Raw genomic sequence first — 18,353 nt, 5'->3', positions numbered from 1 at the left:
CCCTGAAAGCTCCGGGCGCGGTCGGCCCGGACCGACACCCGGTGGTGAGCCAGCATGGTTCTCGGGAGCGACCTCAGGCGGAACAACGGCCGGGGGGTGGCGGCGCTGGTCGCGCTCGTCCTCTCCGGGGCCCTCACGGCGTGCGGCGACAGCAGCGGCGGCGGGAGTTCCACCCCTCCGCCCACCCCCACCGTGGAGCGGCCCAGCAGCGCGTCGGCCGGCCCGACCGGTCCGGACGACCCGGCGGCGGCCGAGAACCAGGTCAGGCGGAACTGGGAGAAGTTCTTCTCCCCGTCCGTGCCCGTCAAGGACAAACTGAACTACCTGGAGAACGGCGACAGGATGACCGCGGTCGTCCAGGGCTTCAGCGGCGACAAGCGTGGTCAGCAGGTCGCGGCCCAGGTCCAGAAGGTCGTGTTCACCGCGCCCGCCGTGGCCGAGGTGACCTACGCGCTGACCCTGAAGGGCGCGACCGCCCTGCCGAACGCCTCCGGGACGGCCGTCTACGAGAACGGCACCTGGAAGGTCTCCGACAACACCCTCTGCGCCCTGGTCGCGCTGAGCGGCGACGGATCCGCGACCCCGGCCGGCTGCTGACCCGCCGTGCGCCCCAGGGGAGTTCGCGAAGGAGTCCTCGCCGCCGCCCTGCCGCTCCTGCTGGGCACGGCACTCGTCCTGGGCACGGCGGCCTGCGGCAGCCGCCTGCCCGAGAGCGACTTCGAGCACCGGACCACGCCCGCCCCGCAGAGCACCGCCCCGCTGCGCGTCGGGATCGTCACCAGCGCCACCAGCCCCGTCGGCGGCTCCGCCTTCACCGGCCCCCGCGACGGGGCCAAGGCCTACTTCGACCGCCTCAACGCGCGCGGGGGCATCGACGGCCGCCCGGTCGAGGTGCGCACCTGCGACGACGGCGGCAGCGGCGTGGGCGACAACGAGTGCGTGCACCGGCTCATCGACGAGGACAAGGTCGTCGCCCTCGTCGCCACCACCGCCCTCGACTACGCGGGCGCCTCCCGCGTGTCCGCCGCCGGAGTGCCCGACATCGGCGGACAGCCCATCGGCGCGGCCTACGACACCTATCCGCACCTCTACGGGATCTACGGCAGCCTCGCGCCCCGCGAGGGAACACCTGGCTGGGGCGGGAAGCTGTACGGCGGCACCGAGGTCTACCGCTACTTCAAGCGCGTCCAGGGCGCCCGTACGGCCGCCGTGATCTCCTACAACCAGTCCGCGTCGGCCGCGTACGCCCGGCTCGTCACCCGGGGTCTGAAGGCCGAGGGCTACCAGGTGGTCACCGAACAGGTCGATTTCGCGCTGCCCAACTTCCGCGCCGCCGCGGCCGATCTGAAGGACCAGGGCGCCGACCTCGTCTTCGACGCCCTCGACACGCACGGCAACGCCCAGCTGTGCAAGGCGATGGACGACGTCGGCGCCAAGGTCATCGCCAAGGTCACCAACGTGCAGAACTGGACCTCCACCGTCCCCGAGGACTACAAGGACGCCCCGCGCTGCCGCAACGCCCTGTGGGCGACCGGATCCAGCCGGAACTACGAGGACACCTCCGACGCCGCCGTCCGCGCGTTCCGGGACGCCACCAAGGGCCTGCCGACGCACTCCCAGTGGCAGCTGGAGGGCTGGGCCGCCGCGATGTGGTTCACGGACGCGGCGAAGTCCTGCGCGAAAACGGGCGTCACACGCGCGTGTGTCGACCGCTTCATGAACCGCGGCGCCCCGTACACCGCCGACGGCCTGCTGATCCCCGTCTCCTCCGAGCGCCTGCCCACGCCTCCGAAGACCCGCCGGACCTGCGTCTCGGTGGCCCGCTGGGAGGACGGCAGGGGCTGGGTCTCCCAGGGCGACATGAACAGCGACTGCTTCGAGGTGCCGCAACTGTCGTACGAGCCCTGACGTGCCTCGGCTGTCCTGCGCGCCCTGATGTGCACATGAGAAGCAACCATTCACCCGGGCCCGGGGTCTATCCCGGCAGGAGGCGGATCCGACGGAGGACCCGGCGGTGCCGCCCCGCACGAAAGGGCGCTCGCATGATGACGCCGGTCCCGCGGACCGCTCGGCACCGCGCCGACCCGGACGCCGCCGTGCCCCCGTGCGCCGACTGCATCGCCGACTCCGCGGGCGGACTGACCTTCGACGTCACCGAGACCGGCGAGCCGGGCGCCGCGCTCCTGGTGCTGCGCCGCCGCGAGGGCCACGAGGAGGTCAGCCTGCCGCTGACCCCCACCGGGGACGGCCGGCTGCGCGCCGCGCTGCCCAGCGGCGTCGCCCTGCCCGAGGGCCGCTGGGACGCCTACGCCCAGGTCGCGGGAGGCGAGCCGCGACGGCTGGCCCCGGGCGTCAACGACCTGCGCTCGCTCGTCGCCCGGGTCCCCAGCGGCTCCCTCGGCCATGTCGCCGTCCGCATCCCGTACGCGACGCGGCACGGCAACCTCTCCGTGCGCAGTTGGCTGCGGGCCCCGCACGCGGAGGCCGTCGAGCTGTACCGCGGGGAGCGGGGACTGGGCGTACGAGGCCGGGTCTACGGCGTTCCCCTCGCGCCGGACGCGTACGCCGAGGTCCGCCACCGGGACGCGACCGGTCCGCCGATCCGCGCGGAAGTGGCCGTGGAGCAGACGGAGTTCGGCTTCACGGTGGCATACGGCGCCCTGCGGCCCGGCGTCTGGGACCTGTGGCTGCGCCCGGCGGGGGAGGGCGGTCCCCGGGTGCGGATCGCGCGGCTGCTCGACGCCATCGCCGACAAGCGCCCCTTCCTCATCCACCCCAGGGTGCCGGTGAAGACCCTGTACGGCCCGGTGGAGGCCGGGCCCTACTACACGCGGGACAACGATCTGTCCGTGACGGTCACCGCGGCCGGCTGACCGTGCCAGGCGCCCAGGAGCACCTTGCGGACCCTGGTTGTCCGCAAGGGCTGGCAGACTCGACGGCATGTTGGAGACATCGGCACGGCTGCTGCGGTTGCTCTCACTGCTGCAGGCCCACCGCGAATGGTCCGGGGCCGATCTGGCGGACCGTCTGGGCGTCACGTCCCGCACGATCCGCCGCGATGTGGACCGGCTGCGCGAGCTGGGCTATCCCGTCAACGCCAGCCCGGGCACGGGAGGCGGCTACCAGCTCGGCGCGGGAGCCGAGCTGCCGCCGCTGCTGCTGGACGACGACGAGGCGGTGGCCGTCGCGGTCGGGCTGCGCACGGCCGCCGGGCAGGGCATCGAGGGCATCGGCGAGACCTCCGTACGCGCCCTCGCCAAGCTCGAACAGGTGCTGCCGAGCCGACTGCGCCGCCGTGTGAGCGCCCTCAACGCCTTCACCGTGCCGATGCTGCGCGGCCCCCAGCCCTCCGCCGTGGACCCGGGCGTGCTCACGGAACTCGCCAACGCCTGCCGCGACGGTGAGCGGCTGCGCTTCGAGTACCGCGACCACGGCGGCTCCCCGACCCGCCGGAACGTCGAACCGCACCGCCTGGTGTGCACCGAACGCCGCTGGTACCTGGTCGCCTGGGACGTCGACCGCGACGACTGGCGCACGTTCCGGGCCGACCGCATCACCCCGACGCCTCCGCACGGACCCCGCTTCACCCCCCGTACGCCACCGGCCGAGGATCTGGCGGCGTACGTCTCCCAAGGGGTCTCCACGCGCGCGTACGCCTCGCAGGCGGTCGTCCGGCTCTTCGTGCCCCTGGCAGAGGCGGTCGAGCGGATCTCCCCCTCGGCGGGAACGCTGGAAGCCTCCGGGGAGGACAGCTGCGTCCTGCGCACCGGCGCCGCCGGCCTCGACGTGATGGTGATTCACGTGATGCTGATGGGCTTCGAGTTCGAGGTCCTGGAGCCGGCCGACCTCACCGACGCGATCAGGACGGCCCGGGACCGGCTGTCCCGGGCGCTGGAGCGCTCTCCTGAGGGATCGCCCCGTACTGGGGATGGTGCAGGTCGAACGCGGGGCTCTCGGAGCGGATCCGGGGCAGCGTGACGAAGTTGTGCCGGGGCGGCGGACACGAGGTCGCCCACTCCAGGGAGCGGCCGAAGCCCCAGGGGTCGTCCACCTCGACCTTCGTGCCGTACCGGGACGTCTTCCAGACGTTGTAGAGGAACGGCAGCGTCGACATGCCCAGCAGGAACGCGCCGATCGTCGAGACGGTGTTGAGCGCCGTGAAGCCGTCGGCGGCCAGATAGTCCGCGTACCGGCGCGGCATGCCCTCGGCACCCAGCCAGTGCTGCACCAGGAACGTCGTGTGGAAGCCGACGAAGAGCGTCCAGAAATGGATCTTGCCGAGCCGTTCGTCGAGCATCTTGCCGGTGAACTTGGGCCACCAGAAGTAGAAGCCGCCGAAAGTCGCGAAGACGACGGTGCCGAAGACGACGTAGTGGAAGTGCGCGACCACGAAGTACGAGTCGGTGACCTCGAAGTCCATCGGCGGCGAGGCCAGGATCACTCCGGTCAGACCGCCGAACAGGAACGACACCAGGAAACCGATGGCCCACAGCATGGGTGTCTCGAAGGAGAGCGAGCCCTTGATCATCGTCCCGCTCCAGTTGAAGAACTTCACCCCCGTGGGCACCGCGATCATGAACGACATGAAGGAGAAGAACGGCAGCAGCACCGCGCCCGTCGCGAACATGTGGTGTGCCCACACCACGATCGACAGACCGGTGATGGCCATGGTCGCGGCGACCAGCGTCAGATAACCGAAGACCGGTTTCCTGCTGAAGACCGGCAGGATCTCCGTGATGATCCCGAAGAACGGCAACGCGATGATGTAGACCTCGGGATGCCCGAAGAACCAGAACAGGTGCTGCCACAGCAGCGCGCCGCCGTTGGCCGCCTCGAACACCACCGAACCGAAGCGCCGGTCCGCCTCCAGGACCAGCAGCGCCGCCGCGAGCACCGGGAACGCGAAGAGGACGAGGATCGAGGTGAAGAGGATGTTCCAGGTGAAGATCGGCAGCCGGAACATCGTCATGCCGGGGGCCCGCATCCCGACGATGGTCGTGATGAAGTTCACCGCGCCGAGGATCGTGCCGAAGCCCGTCAGCGCCAGGCCCATGATCCACATGTCGGCGCCGATGTTCGGAGAGTGCTCCAGGCTGTTGAGCGGGGCATAGGCGAACCAGCCGAAGGAGGCGGGTCCGTCGGGCACCATGAGCGAGCCGAGGACGATCAGACCGCCGAAGAGGAAGAACCAGTACGACAGCATGTTCAGGCGGGGGAAGGCGACGTCCGGGGAGCCGATCTGCAGCGGCATGATCTCGTTGGCGAAACCGGCGAAGGTCGGGGTGGCGAACAGCAGCAGCATGATCGTGCCGTGCAGGGTGAACAACTGGTTGAACTGGTTGTTGTCCACGATCTGGAGACCGGGCCGGGCGAGTTCGGCGCGCATCACCAACGCCATCAGACCGCCGATGAGAAAGAAGGCGAAAGACGTGATCAGGTAGAGGTGGCCGATCTTCTTGTGGTCCGTCGTGGTGAGCCAGTCCACGGCGAGCCGCCCCGGCCGCCGCCTCCTGTATACGGGTCGCGCCGTCGCGTGCGCGGTCTCCGTGCCCATTGCTCGCCCCTTCGCCGTCGCGCCGTGGGCCTGCCTGAAGCTCACGCCGTGGTGCTCGCATCGCTCCGCGCTCCGACAGAGGGTGTGCGGGGGTTCTGTGCTGGAACCGTGCATTTCCTATGTGGTGTCAGCTTCCGCGACATGCCCCGGAATCGGAATGGAAAGGCTTCCCCCACGGGATCTCGCCGGGGGACTCCGCACTTTCCATTGGGTTATTCAGGACGGCGTCAAGGTAGTCCCGAATTACGTTCGAAGGCGTGCGGGACACGTACGGAACCCCTCGTACGTGTGACGGAGTTCGGCCGAAACGCGTGTCGTGACCCTGTGACAGAAGTGTGACCGGAGGAGCACAGGTGACGCATGGTCTCCGGCCCGGACTTCCCCCGCCGCGGTCGGCCGCCTAACGTGGCGGTCATGGCACCCATTCCCACCCCGCCCGCAGAGCCCCAGGACAGTCCGCAGGCCTATGTCGGCCTGGAGGCGAGGAGCGCCGAGCACCGCGCCCGGGAGCACGGCTGGTCCACGGTGCGCTCGCTGCCGCCCGGCGCGATCATCACCATGGAGTACCGCACGGGGCGGCTGAACTTCGAGGTCACCGACGGCCGGGTGACTCGCTGCTGGAAGGGCTGAGGCCGCCGAGGCCGATCCACGGACGCCGATCCAGGCGGGCCGGGAGGCCGAAGAGTCCACGGAATGCGCGAAGGCCCCCGGCTCACGAGCCAGGGGCCTTCGCCGTGCGGGGAGGTTGTGCGTACCGGCCCCGCTGTTCTCCATGATCGGTCCGTTGCGCCTCAGCCGCCTGTCAGCGGCCGGGCGGACGACGTCGTGGTGGTGCGCGCCACACGGTCCGAGTGCGGTGGACGGCGGCTGCCGACCGGGGTGACCGGGGTGCGCTCCGAGCGGGTCGTGTGGGGTCCGGGCGCCAGGTAGACCGGCGCCCGGGGCGGGCGGGCGGTGGGCAGCGCCCCGCGCGCCGGAGCCTCCTCGTCCACCGGGACCGACTGCTTGACCAGCACGGGCACACCGACCGGGGAGCCGACCGGAGCCTCGGCCGGGGCGGGCACCGCACGGCCGCGGCGGGCGCGCCAGGCGTCGCGCAGGGTGAACAGACCGGTCTCGGCGCGGGCGATCAGCGGCTCGCACCACGGCAGCGCCAGCAGGATCAGCAGACCGGCGGCCCAGCCCAGCAGCACATCGCTGAGCCAGTGCGTACCGAGGTAGACGGTGGTGAGGCCGACCCCGAGCGAGGTCACGGCGGACAGCGCCGACAGCCAGCGCCTCGCCCGCGGGGTGGAGGCCAGATAGGCCAGGATTCCCCAGGTCACGACGGCGTTCGCGGTGTGGCCCGAAGGAAATATATCGCCGCCAAGACCCATCTCGTTGGAGCCGATCGTGATGGCGTAGTGCGGGCCGAGGCGGCCCATGCCGAGCTTCGCGGCGCCGACCGTGATGTTGAGCAGCAGCAGCGAGGCGCCCAGCGTGAGCATCGGGCGCAGGGTGTGCTGCCGCCAGGAGCGCCAGCCCAGCCACGCGGCGACCATCACGGCGGTGGGGCCGCGCTGGCCCAGCACCACGTAGTAGTCGAGGAACGCGTGGATCTCCGGCCACTGCTGATAGGGCCGGAAGAACATGACCTGCCAGTCGAACCGGACCAGCCACGATGTGATCGCAACGGCCCACACGATGGCCACGTAGAAGGCCAGGGTGGCTCCGAAGAGCACAACCCTGTGCCTGCTCATCTTCGGCACATCGATGTTCGCCGGCCGTTCCGGCTCACGGTCCAACCGGGCGAAGACCCGGTCCAGACGGGTGAGGTTTCGTTCGGTACGCACTCAATCGACGTTACAGCGAGTGAGCTGCGTTCCAGGCCGAATCACTCGCTTTGTGATGACGATGTGATGTGGGATTCCTCTCAGGGCGATGTTTAATTCCAATGATTCTCTAATCATCGGCGCCCCGATCCTTCAATTCCATTGATCGGCTCGGGCTTCTGTTTTATGTCACTTTTGAATTCGTTCACCGAATCCTGGGGTGGAATTCTCCGGCCGCTCACCGAGCGTCAACGAGTGGATCATGGCGGACCGGAGCCGTTCAGCCAGAACCCTCCGTAGAGCGCGGAGGCCAACGCCACGCCACCGAGAATCAGCGCTGACCTGGACGTACGCAGTCGGGCCAGGGCCAGCGCGAGCGGGAGCAAGAGGGGGAAAGCGGGCAGCAGGAGGCGCGGTTTCGAGCCGAAGTAACTCGACGCGCACAGGGCGAGCGCGATGACGATCCCCGCGTACACCAGCAGCGCCAACGGCTGGCCCTGTCGTACACACGTCACGTACAGCCAGACGATCAGTGCGACTCCGACGATCAGTCCGACGCCGGCCAGAGCCGACGGGAATGACGTGAACTTGTCGCCCACGAAGCGGGCGAACGCGTACCCGCCGTCGAATCCGTTGCGCCAGCCCGCCTGGACATCGAGATAGCCGAGCGGCCCCTTGCCGGTGCGGTGGCCGACCCAGAGCACATACCCGGCGGCGCCGAGCGGCGCGAGGAGCATGCCGAGGGCGCGTCGGAGCACGGGCGCGCCGTGCGCGGGGTGCGCGCTCCGATCCCGCACGAACGAGGCGATGGCGGCCACCCACAGGGCCGCGACCACCGCGGCTCCCACCGGGCGGGTCAGGCCGGCGAAGGCGGCGAGCAGGCCGGCCGTCACCCAGCGGCCGGTCAGCACCGCGTAGAGCGACCAGGCGGCGAGCGCCGTGAACAGGGACTCGCTGTACGCCATCGACTGCACGACACCGACCGGCAGGACCGCCCAGACCAGCACCGCGCAGACGCCCACGCGGGAGCCGTACACGTGGTCCGCGACGGCGAAGATCCCCCAGGCCGCGGCGAGCGAGGCCAGCGTGCTGACCAGCAGCCCGGCATCCGCGTACGACAGAGGGGTGAGCGCCGAGACGAGCCGCTCCAGCCAGGGCAGCAGCGGGAAGAACGCGAGGTTCGAGTGCACGTCACCGTTGGGCAGCCGCACCTCGTAGCCGTAGCCGAGATCGGCGACGCGGGTGTACCAGAGCGAGTCCCAGCGCGCCGTCAGCAGTGTGTGGGCGCTCTTGCCGTTCGCCGCGCTCCACAGCGCGAGCGTGAGGACGCCCAGGGCCCGTACCGCGGCGTACCCGAGGAGGGCGGGCGCGGCCCGGCGTGGCGCGCTCGCGCCGGGCGGCGTCGCGAGGGGCGTCTCAAGATCGGTCACGGGCTCGATTATCGACGGCGGGCGGAACCGGGCGGCCGTCCGGGACGTGGTGCACCAGGGGGGCGTGGCGTACGCCACATGCTCAGCAAGGAGAACGTGAGAGGTCCGCCACGTGTATGCGACAGGAACTCGCGTACTCTGGCCGCTCACTCGCCTTTGATGCGTGCGTCCGGGACCCCGCTCCTCCTGGACCGCAGCCGCAGGGAGTCCCCACCCAGCGGATCGCCGAACGCGAGGGAACATCTGGGAGGTACGTACATGTCCGGGACGACCACGGCCGCCGCGCGTCGCCGTCGGGAGGCCGGGGCCGGTGCCAACCGCTGGGTCGTCCTCGTGGTGCTGTGCGTCAGCCTGCTCCTCGTGGCCCTCGATGCCACCGTGCTGCACGTCGCGGTGCCCGCCGTCACCGCGGACCTCAAGCCCGGCGCGATAGAACTGCTCTGGATCGTCGACGTCTATCCGCTCGTCTGCGCCGCGCTGCTGATCCTCTTCGGCACGCTGGGTGACCGGGTGGGTCGCAGACGTGTGCTCCTCCTCGGATACGGACTCTTCGGCATCGCCTCCGGGATCGCCGCGCTCGCCGACAGCGCCGAGGTCCTCATAGGCGCGCGCGCCCTGCTCGGCGTCGGCGGCGCGATGATCATGCCCGCGACCCTGTCGATCCTGCGCCAGGTCTTTCCCGACCGGCGGGAGCGGGCGCTCGCGATCGGCATCTGGAGCGCGGTCGCCGCGGTGGGCGCGGCGGTCGGGCCACTGCTCGGCGGGTTCCTCCTCGAACACTTCTGGTGGGGATCGGTCTTCCTCGTCAACATCCCGCTGATGCTGATCAGCCTGCCGATCGGACGGCTGCTGCTGCCCGAGTCCTACGGCGACCGCGACGGTCCCTGGGACGTGATGGGGGCCCTGATGGCCGCCGCCGGACTCTTCGGGCTCGTGCTCGGAGTCAAGCGGCTCGGCGGCGGTGAAGGGCCGCTCGGTCCGTTCACGCTGGCCTCGCTGCTCGTGGGCGGCGCCCTGATGTTCGCCTTCGTACGGCGCCAGCGACGGCGTGCGCATCCGCTGGTGGACCTGCGGATGTTCTCGCGGCCCGCGTTCAGTACGTCCGTGTGCTGCATCGTCCTCGCCATGCTCGCGCTGGTCGGGCTCGAGCTGATCGCCGCGCAGTACCTGCAACTGGTCCTCGGGCTCTCGCCTCTGCAGACCGGGCTGCGACTGCTGCCGCTCACCTTCGCGGCGATGGCCGCGGGGCTCGCGGGGGCGCGGCTGCTGCGGCGGTTCGGGCCCCGCGCGATGGTGTGTTTCGGGTTCTGTCTCACGGCGGTGGCCGTGGTCACGCTCACCGCGATGGGCGGGAACGACAACACCGGGCTGCTGTTGTTCGGATTCGTGCTGCTCGGGTTCGGGCTGGAGACGACGCTCTTCGGGGCGTACGAGTCGATGCTGAGCGAGGCGCCGCCGGCGCAGGCGGGTGGGGCGGCGGCGATCGGTGAGACCTCGTACCAGCTGGGGGCGGGGATCGGGATCGCGCTTCTGGGGAGTGTGATGAACGCGGCGTACGCGCCCGGACTGTCGTCCGTACCGGGGGTCTCGCCGGGGGACTCCGCTGCGGCGGGGCACTCGCTGGGAGAGGCGTACGACGTCGCCGCGCGGCTCGGCGGGGTGCGGGGGGCGGCCCTGCGTCACGCGGCTCGGGACTCCTTCGTGCACGGGCTGCATGTGACGTTGCTCGTCAGTGCGGGGTTGTTGTTGCTGGGGGCGGGGATGGCGTTGCGGTTGCCTCGGGTCATGGAGTGTGGGGTGCCCGCGGCGGGCTCGGCGGAGATTCCGGCGCCTCGGGGGGTTGCGGAGTCCCGCGTCTCGGCGTAGCCGAGATTCACCCACCCACGCACCACCCGTTTCCACCATGCCGACACGTGCGGGTCTCCCGTGGGGGTTGCCCGCCGTCGGCGCCCGCCGGTCCGCTCGGAGAGCGGCCCACCGGTGGCTGAGCACCGTCGCGGCGGGGAACCGCCACCCGAGCCCCCCGAACGAACCGGAAGTCACCGATGGCGCTTCACCCCCGCGGGGGACCCGCACGTGTCAGCGTGCTGGAAACCGGTGGTGCGTGGGTGGGGGAGGTACTGGACGTGCGGGACGCTGGGTCGTACCGTCGGGGCGAGACCGTAACTAGCGGTGCTAGTTTTAGCGTGCCGGAGGCTGCCCCCATGTCCGCGTCCCCGAAGCTCCCGCCCTTCGACCCCACCGACCCCCTCGGCCTCGACGACCTCCTGGACCCGGAGGACCTGGCGATCCGGGACACCGTACGGACCTGGGCCGCGGACCGCGTGCTGCCGTACGTCGCCGAGTGGTACGAGAAGGGCGAGCTGCCCGGGATCCGGGAGCTGGCGCGCGAGCTGGGCGGGATCGGGGCGCTCGGGATGTCGTTGGAGGGGTACGGATGCGCGGGCGCGACCGCCGTGCAGTACGGGCTCGCCTGTCTGGAGCTGGAGGCCGCCGACTCGGGCATCCGGTCCCTCGTCTCCGTGCAGGGCTCCCTCGCCATGTACGCCATTCATCGGTTCGGGAGCGAGGAGCAGAAGCAGCGGTGGCTGCCGGGCATGGCCGCCGGCGAGGTCATCGGGTGCTTCGGGCTGACCGAGCCCGACCACGGGTCCGACCCGGGCGCCATGCGGACGTACGCCAAGCGCGACGGCGGCGACTGGGTGCTCAACGGACGCAAGATGTGGATCACGAACGGGTCCGTGGCCGGGGTCGCGGTCGTCTGGGCGCAGAGTGAGGACGGGATTCGGGGGTTCGTCGTGCCCACCGACGCCCCCGGGTTCTCCGCTCCCGAGATCAAGCACAAGTGGTCCCTGCGGGCGAGCGTGACCAGCGAGCTCGTACTCGACGACGTACGGCTGCCCGCCGACGCCGTACTGCCGGACGTGACCGGGCTCAAGGGCCCGCTCAGCTGTCTGTCGCACGCGCGGTACGGGATCGTGTGGGGCTCGATGGGCGCCGCGCGGGCCAGTTTCGAGGCCGCCGTCGAGTACGCGAAGACGCGCGAGCAGTTCGGGCGGCCCATCGGCGGCTTCCAGCTCACCCAGGCCAAGCTGGCGGACATGGCGGTGGAACTGCACAAGGGGATTCTGCTCGCCCACCACCTGGGGCGGCGCATGGACGCGGGACGGCTCCGTCCCGAGCAGGTCAGCTTCGGCAAGCTCAACAACGTACGGGAGGCCATCGAGATCTGCCGGACCGCCCGTACCATCCTCGGTGCCAACGGGATCTCGCTCGAATACCCCGTGATGCGGCACGCGACCAACCTCGAATCGGTGCTCACCTACGAGGGCACCGTCGAGATGCATCAACTCGTGCTGGGCAAGGCGCTCACCGGACTCGACGCCTTTCGGTGAGTCGAGCACCGGAGAGCAGGGCCGGTGAGCGGCCCTGCCTCAGCTCTGGTTGAAGAAGCCGTCCGTCTGGCGTCCCGGGGCCTCGCCGCTGACGATCTCGGTGTTGGCAGGGGTCAGCAGGAAGACCCGGGTGGCGACCCGCTCGATGGTGCCGTGCAGGCCGAAGGTCAGACCGGCCGCGAAGTCCACCACGCGCTTGGCGTCGGCGGGCTCCATGGCCGTGAGGTTGATGATGACCGGGACGCCCTCCCGGAAGAGTTCGCCGATGCCGCGTGCGTCCCGGAAGCTGTCCGGGGTGACCGTGCCGATCCGGCGGCCTGTCTCTTCCGCCGTCTCGGACGCGACCTTCACGCGTGGATCAGTGACCCAGGCATCGCCGGAGTCCTGTCCTTCGGCGTAGTTGTCGTCGTCGTAGTAACGCTCGTCATCGTTGTCGTCGACGAGGCCAAGCCAGGCACTCGCCTTGCGCACCGATCCCATGGACGCCTCCTCTCACAGCGGTCTTTCTTGCTTTCCGCATCCCCATGGTCGTCCATGATGCGGATGTCGCGCCAAGTGGATAGACGCCGCGCGGGGGTTTCGTGACGGTACTGGTGCACAGCGAATTCGTCGAGAGCCCCCGTGCCCCAAGGGTCTTGCGGTGTACGGCTGCTGACTGTGAGTGAAATATGATTCTCGACGGCGTTCGGGTGACGGTCGGGGCGTACGGGTGAACGAAGGGGTCGATACGATGCCGCAGCTCAACGTCAAACGAGGCACGGGGGAGTGTCGTGTTCGGAATCGTGAGGCCCTGCAGCCACCGCCTCGGTGAGGGGCTCAAAACACAGTGGATGGCGCATCTGTGCGGACTCTGTCTCGCGTTGCGCGGAGACCACGGACAGTTCGCTCGGGTTGTCACCAATTACGACGGGCTGCTGATATCGGTTTTGACGGAGGCTCAGGTCGAGCGCACCACCGGGTGGCGGCGTACGGCGGGGCCGTGCCCGTTGCGCGGGATGCGGACCGCGTCCGTCGCCCAGGGTGAGGGAGCCCGCCTCGCCGCCGCCGTCTCGCTGGTGCTGGCCTCGGCCAAGGTGCGCGACCACGTGGCGGACAAGGACGGGCTGCTGGCGCGCAGGCCGGTGGCGCTCGCCGCCCGCCGGGTCGCCGAGAGCTGGGGGCGCGCAGGGGCCCGTACCGGATCCGACGTGGGCTTCGACACCGCCGTACTCGTCGACGCCGTCGACCGGCAGGTCGGCATCGAGGCGCTCGCCGGTCCCGGGACGCCGCTTCTGACCGTCACCGAGCCCACCGAGACCGCGACCGCCGCCGCCTTCGCGCACACGGCCGTCCTGGCCGGGCGACCGGGCAACGCCGAGCCGCTCGCCGAGGCCGGCCGGCTCTTCGGGCGGCTCGCGCATCTGCTGGACGCCGTGGAGGACCGGGAAACTGACGCCGCGTCGGGAGCCTGGAACCCGCTCACGGCCACCGGCACCCCGCTCGTGGAGGCGCGCAGGCTCGCCGATGACGCTCTGCACGGAATACGGCTCGCGCTGCGCGAGGTGGAGTTCACGGACGGCAAGCTGGCGCATCTGCTGCTCGCGCACGAGCTGGGGCGATCGGTGGACCGCGCGTTCGGGACCTCGGGGTGCGGGCACCAGGACCACGAGGACGGTGCGCGGGGGGCTTTCGGGCCGCCGCAGCACGGTGGGCCGTACAACCCGCAGAGCCCGCAGAGCCCGTACGACGGGCAGAATCCCTACGCCGGTGGCGGCAACCCCTTCGGAGGTGCTTCCTCCTTCCCGCCGCCCGGGCCCGGCAGGCGAGGCTTCTGGGCCGGGTGTGCGGCCGCGATCGGGCTGTGCTGCACCTGCAAGGTGTGCTGTGCCGACGAGTTCGAGGGGCCGTGGTCGCGAAGGAGGCGCGAGGGCTGCCTCGGCAACTGCGACTGTGACTGCAGTTGCTGCGAGGCCTGTGAGATCTGTGAGTGCTGTGAATGCTGCTCGTGCTGCGACTGCGGACTGTGACGAACTTCGTATACGGCGGCGTGGGCGATTACGCGGCCGCAGCGGTTCGGGCCTGCTCATTCGGGGGGCTGCTGTCTCCGCCCCCGCGCCCTTTCGGGCGCGGGGGCAGGCGTGCCTAGTTGTTCAGTTCCGGCGGCGAGATCTGGGACTTCTCTATCGCGGAACCCGTCGTCCCCCACTTCTTGAGAATCCTGTCGTACGTGCCGTCCGCGATCAGCTTGTTCACCGCCGCCTGGAAGGCCGGTGCCAGCTTCGTGTCCTTCTTGAAGGCGAAGCCGACGTCGAGGCGGTGGTACTCGTTGAGGAACTTGACGCCCTGTTGGTGGGCGACGGCGTAGCGCAGGCCGTTGATGGTGCTCATCACGAGGTCGCTGCGGCCCTGTTGGAGTGAGGACCAGATCGCGCCCTGCTCGCTGTAGGTCTGCACCTTGTACGCCTTCTTGCCGGCGTCGGTGCAGACCTTCTTGTTCTCCTCCAGCGTCGCCTCGAAGGTGGTGCCCGCTCCGGTCGCGACGTTCAGGCCGCACAGCTGCTCGAGATCGGTGATCTTGGCCAACTTGCTGTCGGAGCGCGTGGCGAAGCCCTGGCCGTCGTTGATGTAGGTGACGAAGTCGATCGTCTTGCGCCGCTCGTCGGTGACGCCGAAGTTGCTGGCCCCGAAGTCGTACTTGCCGCTGTCCAGGGCCGGCAGGATCGCCTCGAAACCGGCCTGTTCCGTCTTGAGTTCGATGCCGAGCACCTTGGCCACGGCGTCCGCGAAGTCGACGTCCTGGCCCGTCAGCGTCTTGCCGTCGTCCAGGTACGTCGTGCCGGGGGGCGTACCGCCGACGGCGACCGCCACGGTGAGGCTGGTGACGCCGGACGGGAGCAGCTTGGCGGCGGCCTCGTCCTTCGGGACGGCCGAGACGACGTCCGTGGTGGGGATCTTGTCGGCCTTGGCCGCCGCATTCGCCGCGGTGCCGGTCGTGTCCTCCGAGCCGGAGCCGCATGCCGTGAGGAGCAGGGCCGTCGAGGTGATGAGGGCAAAAGGCGCAAAATGCCTATAACGGGTACGCGTGGACGTACGCATGGTGTGCGGTCTCCTGAGAGCAAGAGTGAGCAGAACCCGAGGGGAGGGGTGCGCGTGTGAAGGCGAGAGGGAGGGAGAACGCGAAGGGCGCCCGGTCGACCGAGGGATCGGGCGATCGGATTGATCAGAGGATCAAGCGATCGGGGCGCGCAGTGGGTCGGCTCAACAGGAAGAGGACCACACTCGACCGAAGTCGATGTGGGAGCGCTTGACCAGCCACTGCTGTGGATGCATGGGCCAAGTGGAACAGGCATCCGGTTGTGCGTCAACCGACTTGAGACGTACGGCTCACAGTATGGACAGCCTTGACAGCGGGGGGAAACGGGCCCGTACTCTCGGTGGACGGCCCTGCTGAGGGGCTCGGCCGTACAGCGCCGCGAGGCGCTTCGTGTGAAGGCATCCACCCGTGTTCGACTACGTCACGGAGTCTTCGCATGTCTTCCGACACCCTCGCCAAAACATCCGCCGCACCGGACATACCGGAGCAGGCCGACTCCCTGCGGATCGTTCCGCAGCGCAGACTGGGCCAGTGGACGGCAGCCGTCGCCGTACTCGTCCTGCTCGGGCTCGCCGTCACCTCCGTGGTCCGCAACAAGGCGTTCCAGTGGGGAGTGGTCGGTGACTACTTCACCTCGGACTCCGTGCTGCGCGGCCTGTGGCTCACCCTGTGGCTGACGGCTGTGGTGATGGTGCTCGGCTTCGCGCTGGGGACGCTGCTCGCTGCGGCCCGGTTGTCCGCCAATCCCGTGCTGCGCAGCGTCAGTTGGGGATATGTGTGGCTGTTCCGGTCGATTCCGATCCTGGTGCAGCTGCTGCTGTGGTTCAACATCGGGGCGCTGTATCCCGAGCTCCTCGGCGTGAAGACGGTCAATCTGTTCACCCCGATCGCGGTCGCGATCATCGGGCTCACCCTGCACGAGGCCGCGTACGCCGCCGAGGTGGTGCGCGGTGGCATCCTCTCCGTCGACCGGGGGCAGATCGAGGCCGCGCAGGCGCTCGGTCTGAGCCGGTGGCGCCGCTGGTGGCGGATCGTTCTGCCGCAGGCGATGCGCTCCATCGTGCCGCCCGCCGGGAACATGCTGATCGGCACCCTCAAGGGCACCTCGATCATCAGCGTCATCGCCGTGCAGGACCTGCTCTTCTCGGTGCAGCTGGTCTACCACCGCACCTACCAGGTCATCCCGCTGCTGATGGTCGCCACCATCTGGTACACCGTCGTCACCTCCGTCCTCGGCCTCGGCCAGTACTACGTCGAGAAGCACTACGCGCGCGGCTCGGAGCGCACCCGGTGAAGGCCTCTCTCGTGATCGTCGGGGCCGGGCCGCGGGGGACCGGTCTCATCGAACGCATCGCCGCCAACGCGCCCGAGCTGTACGCCGGTTCGGGACTCGACATCCATCTCGTCGACCCCCATCCACCGGGCGCCGGACGCATCTGGCGCGAGGCGCAGTCGCCACTGCTGTGGATGAACTCGCACGCCGAGGACGTCACCATGTTCACCGACGAGACGGTGGTCATGGACGGGCCCGTGCGCCCCGGTCCCACGCTGCACGAATGGGCGGCCATCGACGGCCGTACCTTCGCCGACCGGAAGCTGCAAGGGGCATACCTGAGCTGGGTGCACGAGCAGGCCGTGGCCGCCCTGCCGCCGGACGTCACCGTCCACCATCACCCGTGCAGGGCCCTGCGTGTCAGCGGTCCGCGCGAAGGGCGCCAGCAGGTGTGGCTGGAGGGCCGTCCGCGTCCCCTCCTCGCCGACCTCGTCGTTCTCGCGCTCGGCCACCTCGACGCCGAACTCGACCAGGAGCAGGGCGAGTTGGCGACGTACGCCCATGCCCACGACCTGGTCCATCTGCCGCCCGACTTCACCGCCGACAGCGACCTGTCCTCGCTCGCGCCCGGCGAACCCGTTCTCGTGCGCGGCTTCGGGCTCGCCTTCGTCGACCTGATGGTGCTGCTCACGGAGGGGCGGGGCGGGCGGTACGACGGTGACACCTACCTTCCGTCGGGGCGGGAACCGGTGCTGTACGTCGGATCGCGGCGCGGAGTGCCGTACCACTCGAAGATCGGTTACGACTGGACCGGTGAACGGCCGCCGCTGCCACGGTTCTTCGGGCCCGCCGAGGTCGACGCGCTGCTGGCGCGGCCGGAGGGCTTCGACTTCCGGCGGGACGTGTGGCCGTCGATCGAGAAGGAGCTGGGGTTCGCGCACTACCACCGGCTGTTCACCGTCCACCCCGAGCGGACGGCGATCGCCTGGGCCGACTTCGAGGAGAAGTACGCGGCCGGGGAGGCGGCGGAGCGCGAGGCGCTCGTGGCATCCGCCGTGCCCGACCCCGCCGACCGGCTCGACCTCGCGGCGCTCGACCGTCCGCTGGACGGGGTGCGGTACGCGTCGCACGAGGAGTTCCAGGACGGGCTCCGGGCGTACGTCGAGGGAGATCTGCGGCGCCGCCATGATCCCGGAAACAGCCCTGACCTGGCCGTCTTTCTCGGACTCCTCTCCGTCTACGGGCAGTTGATCCGGCTCGGAGACGTCGGACCCTGGTGGCACGGCTTCTTCAGCTACCTCGCCTCAGGGCCGCCCGGACCCCGGCTGCGGCAGATGCTCGCGCTGTCCCGGGCGGGCGTCGTGCGGTTCGTGGGCGCGGACATGGCGGTGGTCGCCGAGGACGGGGTGTTCCGGGCGTCGAGCGCGACCGTGCCGGGCGAGACGATCGAGGCGCGGGCGCTCGTCGAGGCGCGGCTGCCCGAGCCCACCGTCGGGCGCGCCCTCGACCCGCTGCTGCGTGAACTGCACGCCGACGGTGCCGTCGAGACCCCGGAGGGGCTGCTGCGGGTGGACCGCTCCGACGGGCGGATCCTCGACCGGGGCGGCCGGCCGCATCCGCGGCGCTTCGCGCTCGGGCCCTACACCGACGTGCGTACCCCCGGCGCCTTCACCCGGCCGCGCACCGGCGGGCCCGCGTTCCGGCAGAACGACGCCACCGCGCGAGCCGCGCTGGCTTTCCTGCGCGATCTTGCGTGTCGGGCCGTCGCGTAACCCATCCCGACCGTCAACTCCACTGCCAGCACAAGGGATTCACAC

At 70.1% G+C, this 18,353-nt stretch carries 15 protein-coding genes; 10 read left to right on the top strand and 5 right to left on the bottom strand.

Annotated features, from left to right (window positions below; genetic code table 11):
• Window positions 1-54: 54 nt before the first annotated feature.
• The 4 genes from FNV62_RS14230 to FNV62_RS14215 all read left to right on the top strand — a co-directional run bounded on the left by FNV62_RS14230 (window position 55) and on the right by FNV62_RS14215 (window position 3,978).
• Window positions 55-597, top strand: coding sequence for a hypothetical protein (locus tag FNV62_RS14230; protein ID WP_143612938.1), 543 nt, complete (start codon window positions 55-57; stop codon window positions 595-597).
• Window positions 598-645: 48 nt separating this feature from the next.
• Window positions 646-1,908: an ABC transporter substrate-binding protein gene (locus tag FNV62_RS14225; RefSeq protein ID WP_225900835.1), complete on the top strand. Its 1,263-nt coding sequence runs from the start codon at window positions 646-648 to the stop codon at window positions 1,906-1,908.
• Between the two features lie 137 nt (window positions 1,909-2,045).
• A complete protein-coding gene (locus tag FNV62_RS14220; protein ID WP_211179565.1) occupies window positions 2,046-2,873 on the top strand; it encodes a hypothetical protein in 828 nt (275 codons plus the stop codon).
• 67 nt (window positions 2,874-2,940) lie between these two features.
• Window positions 2,941-3,978: a helix-turn-helix transcriptional regulator gene (locus tag FNV62_RS14215; protein WP_143607683.1), complete on the top strand. Its 1,038-nt coding sequence runs from the start codon at window positions 2,941-2,943 to the stop codon at window positions 3,976-3,978.
• Here FNV62_RS14215 and ctaD read toward each other — a convergent pair.
• Window positions 3,860-5,554, bottom strand: coding sequence for a cytochrome c oxidase subunit I (ctaD, locus tag FNV62_RS14210; protein ID WP_060902258.1), 1,695 nt, complete (start codon window positions 5,552-5,554; stop codon window positions 3,860-3,862). The genes FNV62_RS14215 and ctaD overlap by 119 nt on opposite strands.
• Before the next feature lie 414 nt (window positions 5,555-5,968).
• Here ctaD and FNV62_RS14205 point away from each other — a divergent pair, with 414 nt between their 5' ends.
• Window positions 5,969-6,184 carry an I78 family peptidase inhibitor gene (locus FNV62_RS14205; protein WP_075027802.1) on the top strand — a complete coding sequence of 72 codons (216 nt, stop codon included), beginning with the start codon at window positions 5,969-5,971 and terminating at the stop codon, window positions 6,182-6,184.
• Between the two features lie 161 nt (window positions 6,185-6,345).
• Here the strand turns inward: FNV62_RS14205 and FNV62_RS14200 are convergent, their stop codons facing one another.
• Both FNV62_RS14200 and FNV62_RS14195 read right to left on the bottom strand, forming a co-directional pair.
• Window positions 6,346-7,386, bottom strand: a complete 1,041-nt coding sequence (locus FNV62_RS14200; protein ID WP_097284069.1) for a phosphatase PAP2 family protein — start codon at window positions 7,384-7,386, stop codon at window positions 6,346-6,348.
• A 239-nt stretch (window positions 7,387-7,625) separates the two neighbouring features.
• Window positions 7,626-8,795: a glycosyltransferase family 39 protein gene (locus FNV62_RS14195; RefSeq protein WP_144315259.1), complete on the bottom strand. Its 1,170-nt coding sequence runs from the start codon at window positions 8,793-8,795 to the stop codon at window positions 7,626-7,628.
• 258 nt (window positions 8,796-9,053) lie between these two features.
• On the opposite strand from FNV62_RS14195, the gene FNV62_RS14190 reads away from it, so the two are divergent.
• Window positions 9,054-10,661: an MFS transporter gene (locus FNV62_RS14190; RefSeq protein ID WP_097284067.1), complete on the top strand. Its 1,608-nt coding sequence runs from the start codon at window positions 9,054-9,056 to the stop codon at window positions 10,659-10,661.
• Window positions 10,662-10,999: 338 nt separating this feature from the next.
• Window positions 11,000-12,190 (top strand): acyl-CoA dehydrogenase family protein, encoded by a 1,191-nt coding sequence (locus tag FNV62_RS14185; RefSeq protein WP_054234441.1) that lies wholly within the window; start codon window positions 11,000-11,002, stop codon window positions 12,188-12,190.
• Between the two features lie 39 nt (window positions 12,191-12,229).
• Here the strand turns inward: FNV62_RS14185 and FNV62_RS14180 are convergent, their stop codons facing one another.
• Window positions 12,230-12,670: a cell division protein SepF gene (locus FNV62_RS14180; protein ID WP_054234440.1), complete on the bottom strand. Its 441-nt coding sequence runs from the start codon at window positions 12,668-12,670 to the stop codon at window positions 12,230-12,232.
• Between the two features lie 290 nt (window positions 12,671-12,960).
• On the opposite strand from FNV62_RS14180, the gene FNV62_RS14175 reads away from it, so the two are divergent.
• Complete coding sequence (locus FNV62_RS14175) at window positions 12,961-14,196, top strand: DUF5685 family protein (protein WP_143601218.1); 1,236 nt, start codon at window positions 12,961-12,963, stop codon at window positions 14,194-14,196.
• A gap of 115 nt (window positions 14,197-14,311) precedes the next feature.
• On the opposite strand, the gene FNV62_RS14170 is transcribed toward FNV62_RS14175, so the two are convergent.
• The gene (locus FNV62_RS14170; protein WP_143601217.1) at window positions 14,312-15,265 is read right to left on the bottom strand and encodes an ABC transporter substrate-binding protein; all 954 of its coding nucleotides are present in this window, start codon (window positions 15,263-15,265) and stop codon (window positions 14,312-14,314) included.
• A 434-nt stretch (window positions 15,266-15,699) separates the two neighbouring features.
• Here FNV62_RS14170 and FNV62_RS14165 point away from each other — a divergent pair, with 434 nt between their 5' ends.
• Window positions 15,700-16,557 (top strand): amino acid ABC transporter permease, encoded by an 858-nt coding sequence (locus FNV62_RS14165; RefSeq protein ID WP_075027795.1) that lies wholly within the window; start codon window positions 15,700-15,702, stop codon window positions 16,555-16,557.
• A complete protein-coding gene (locus FNV62_RS14160; protein WP_144315258.1) occupies window positions 16,554-18,308 on the top strand; it encodes an FAD/NAD(P)-binding protein in 1,755 nt (584 codons plus the stop codon). The genes FNV62_RS14165 and FNV62_RS14160 overlap by 4 nt, the downstream gene beginning before the upstream one ends.
• The last annotated feature ends 45 nt before the right edge of the window (window positions 18,309-18,353 follow it).

It is taken from the genome of Streptomyces sp. RLB3-17 (assembly GCF_007113425.2).
Taxonomy (GTDB): domain Bacteria; phylum Actinomycetota; class Actinomycetes; order Streptomycetales; family Streptomycetaceae; genus Streptomyces; species Streptomyces mirabilis_D.
The sequence above is the reverse complement of the archived record's forward strand: the minus strand, read 5'-3'. Positions and strand labels throughout refer to the sequence as shown.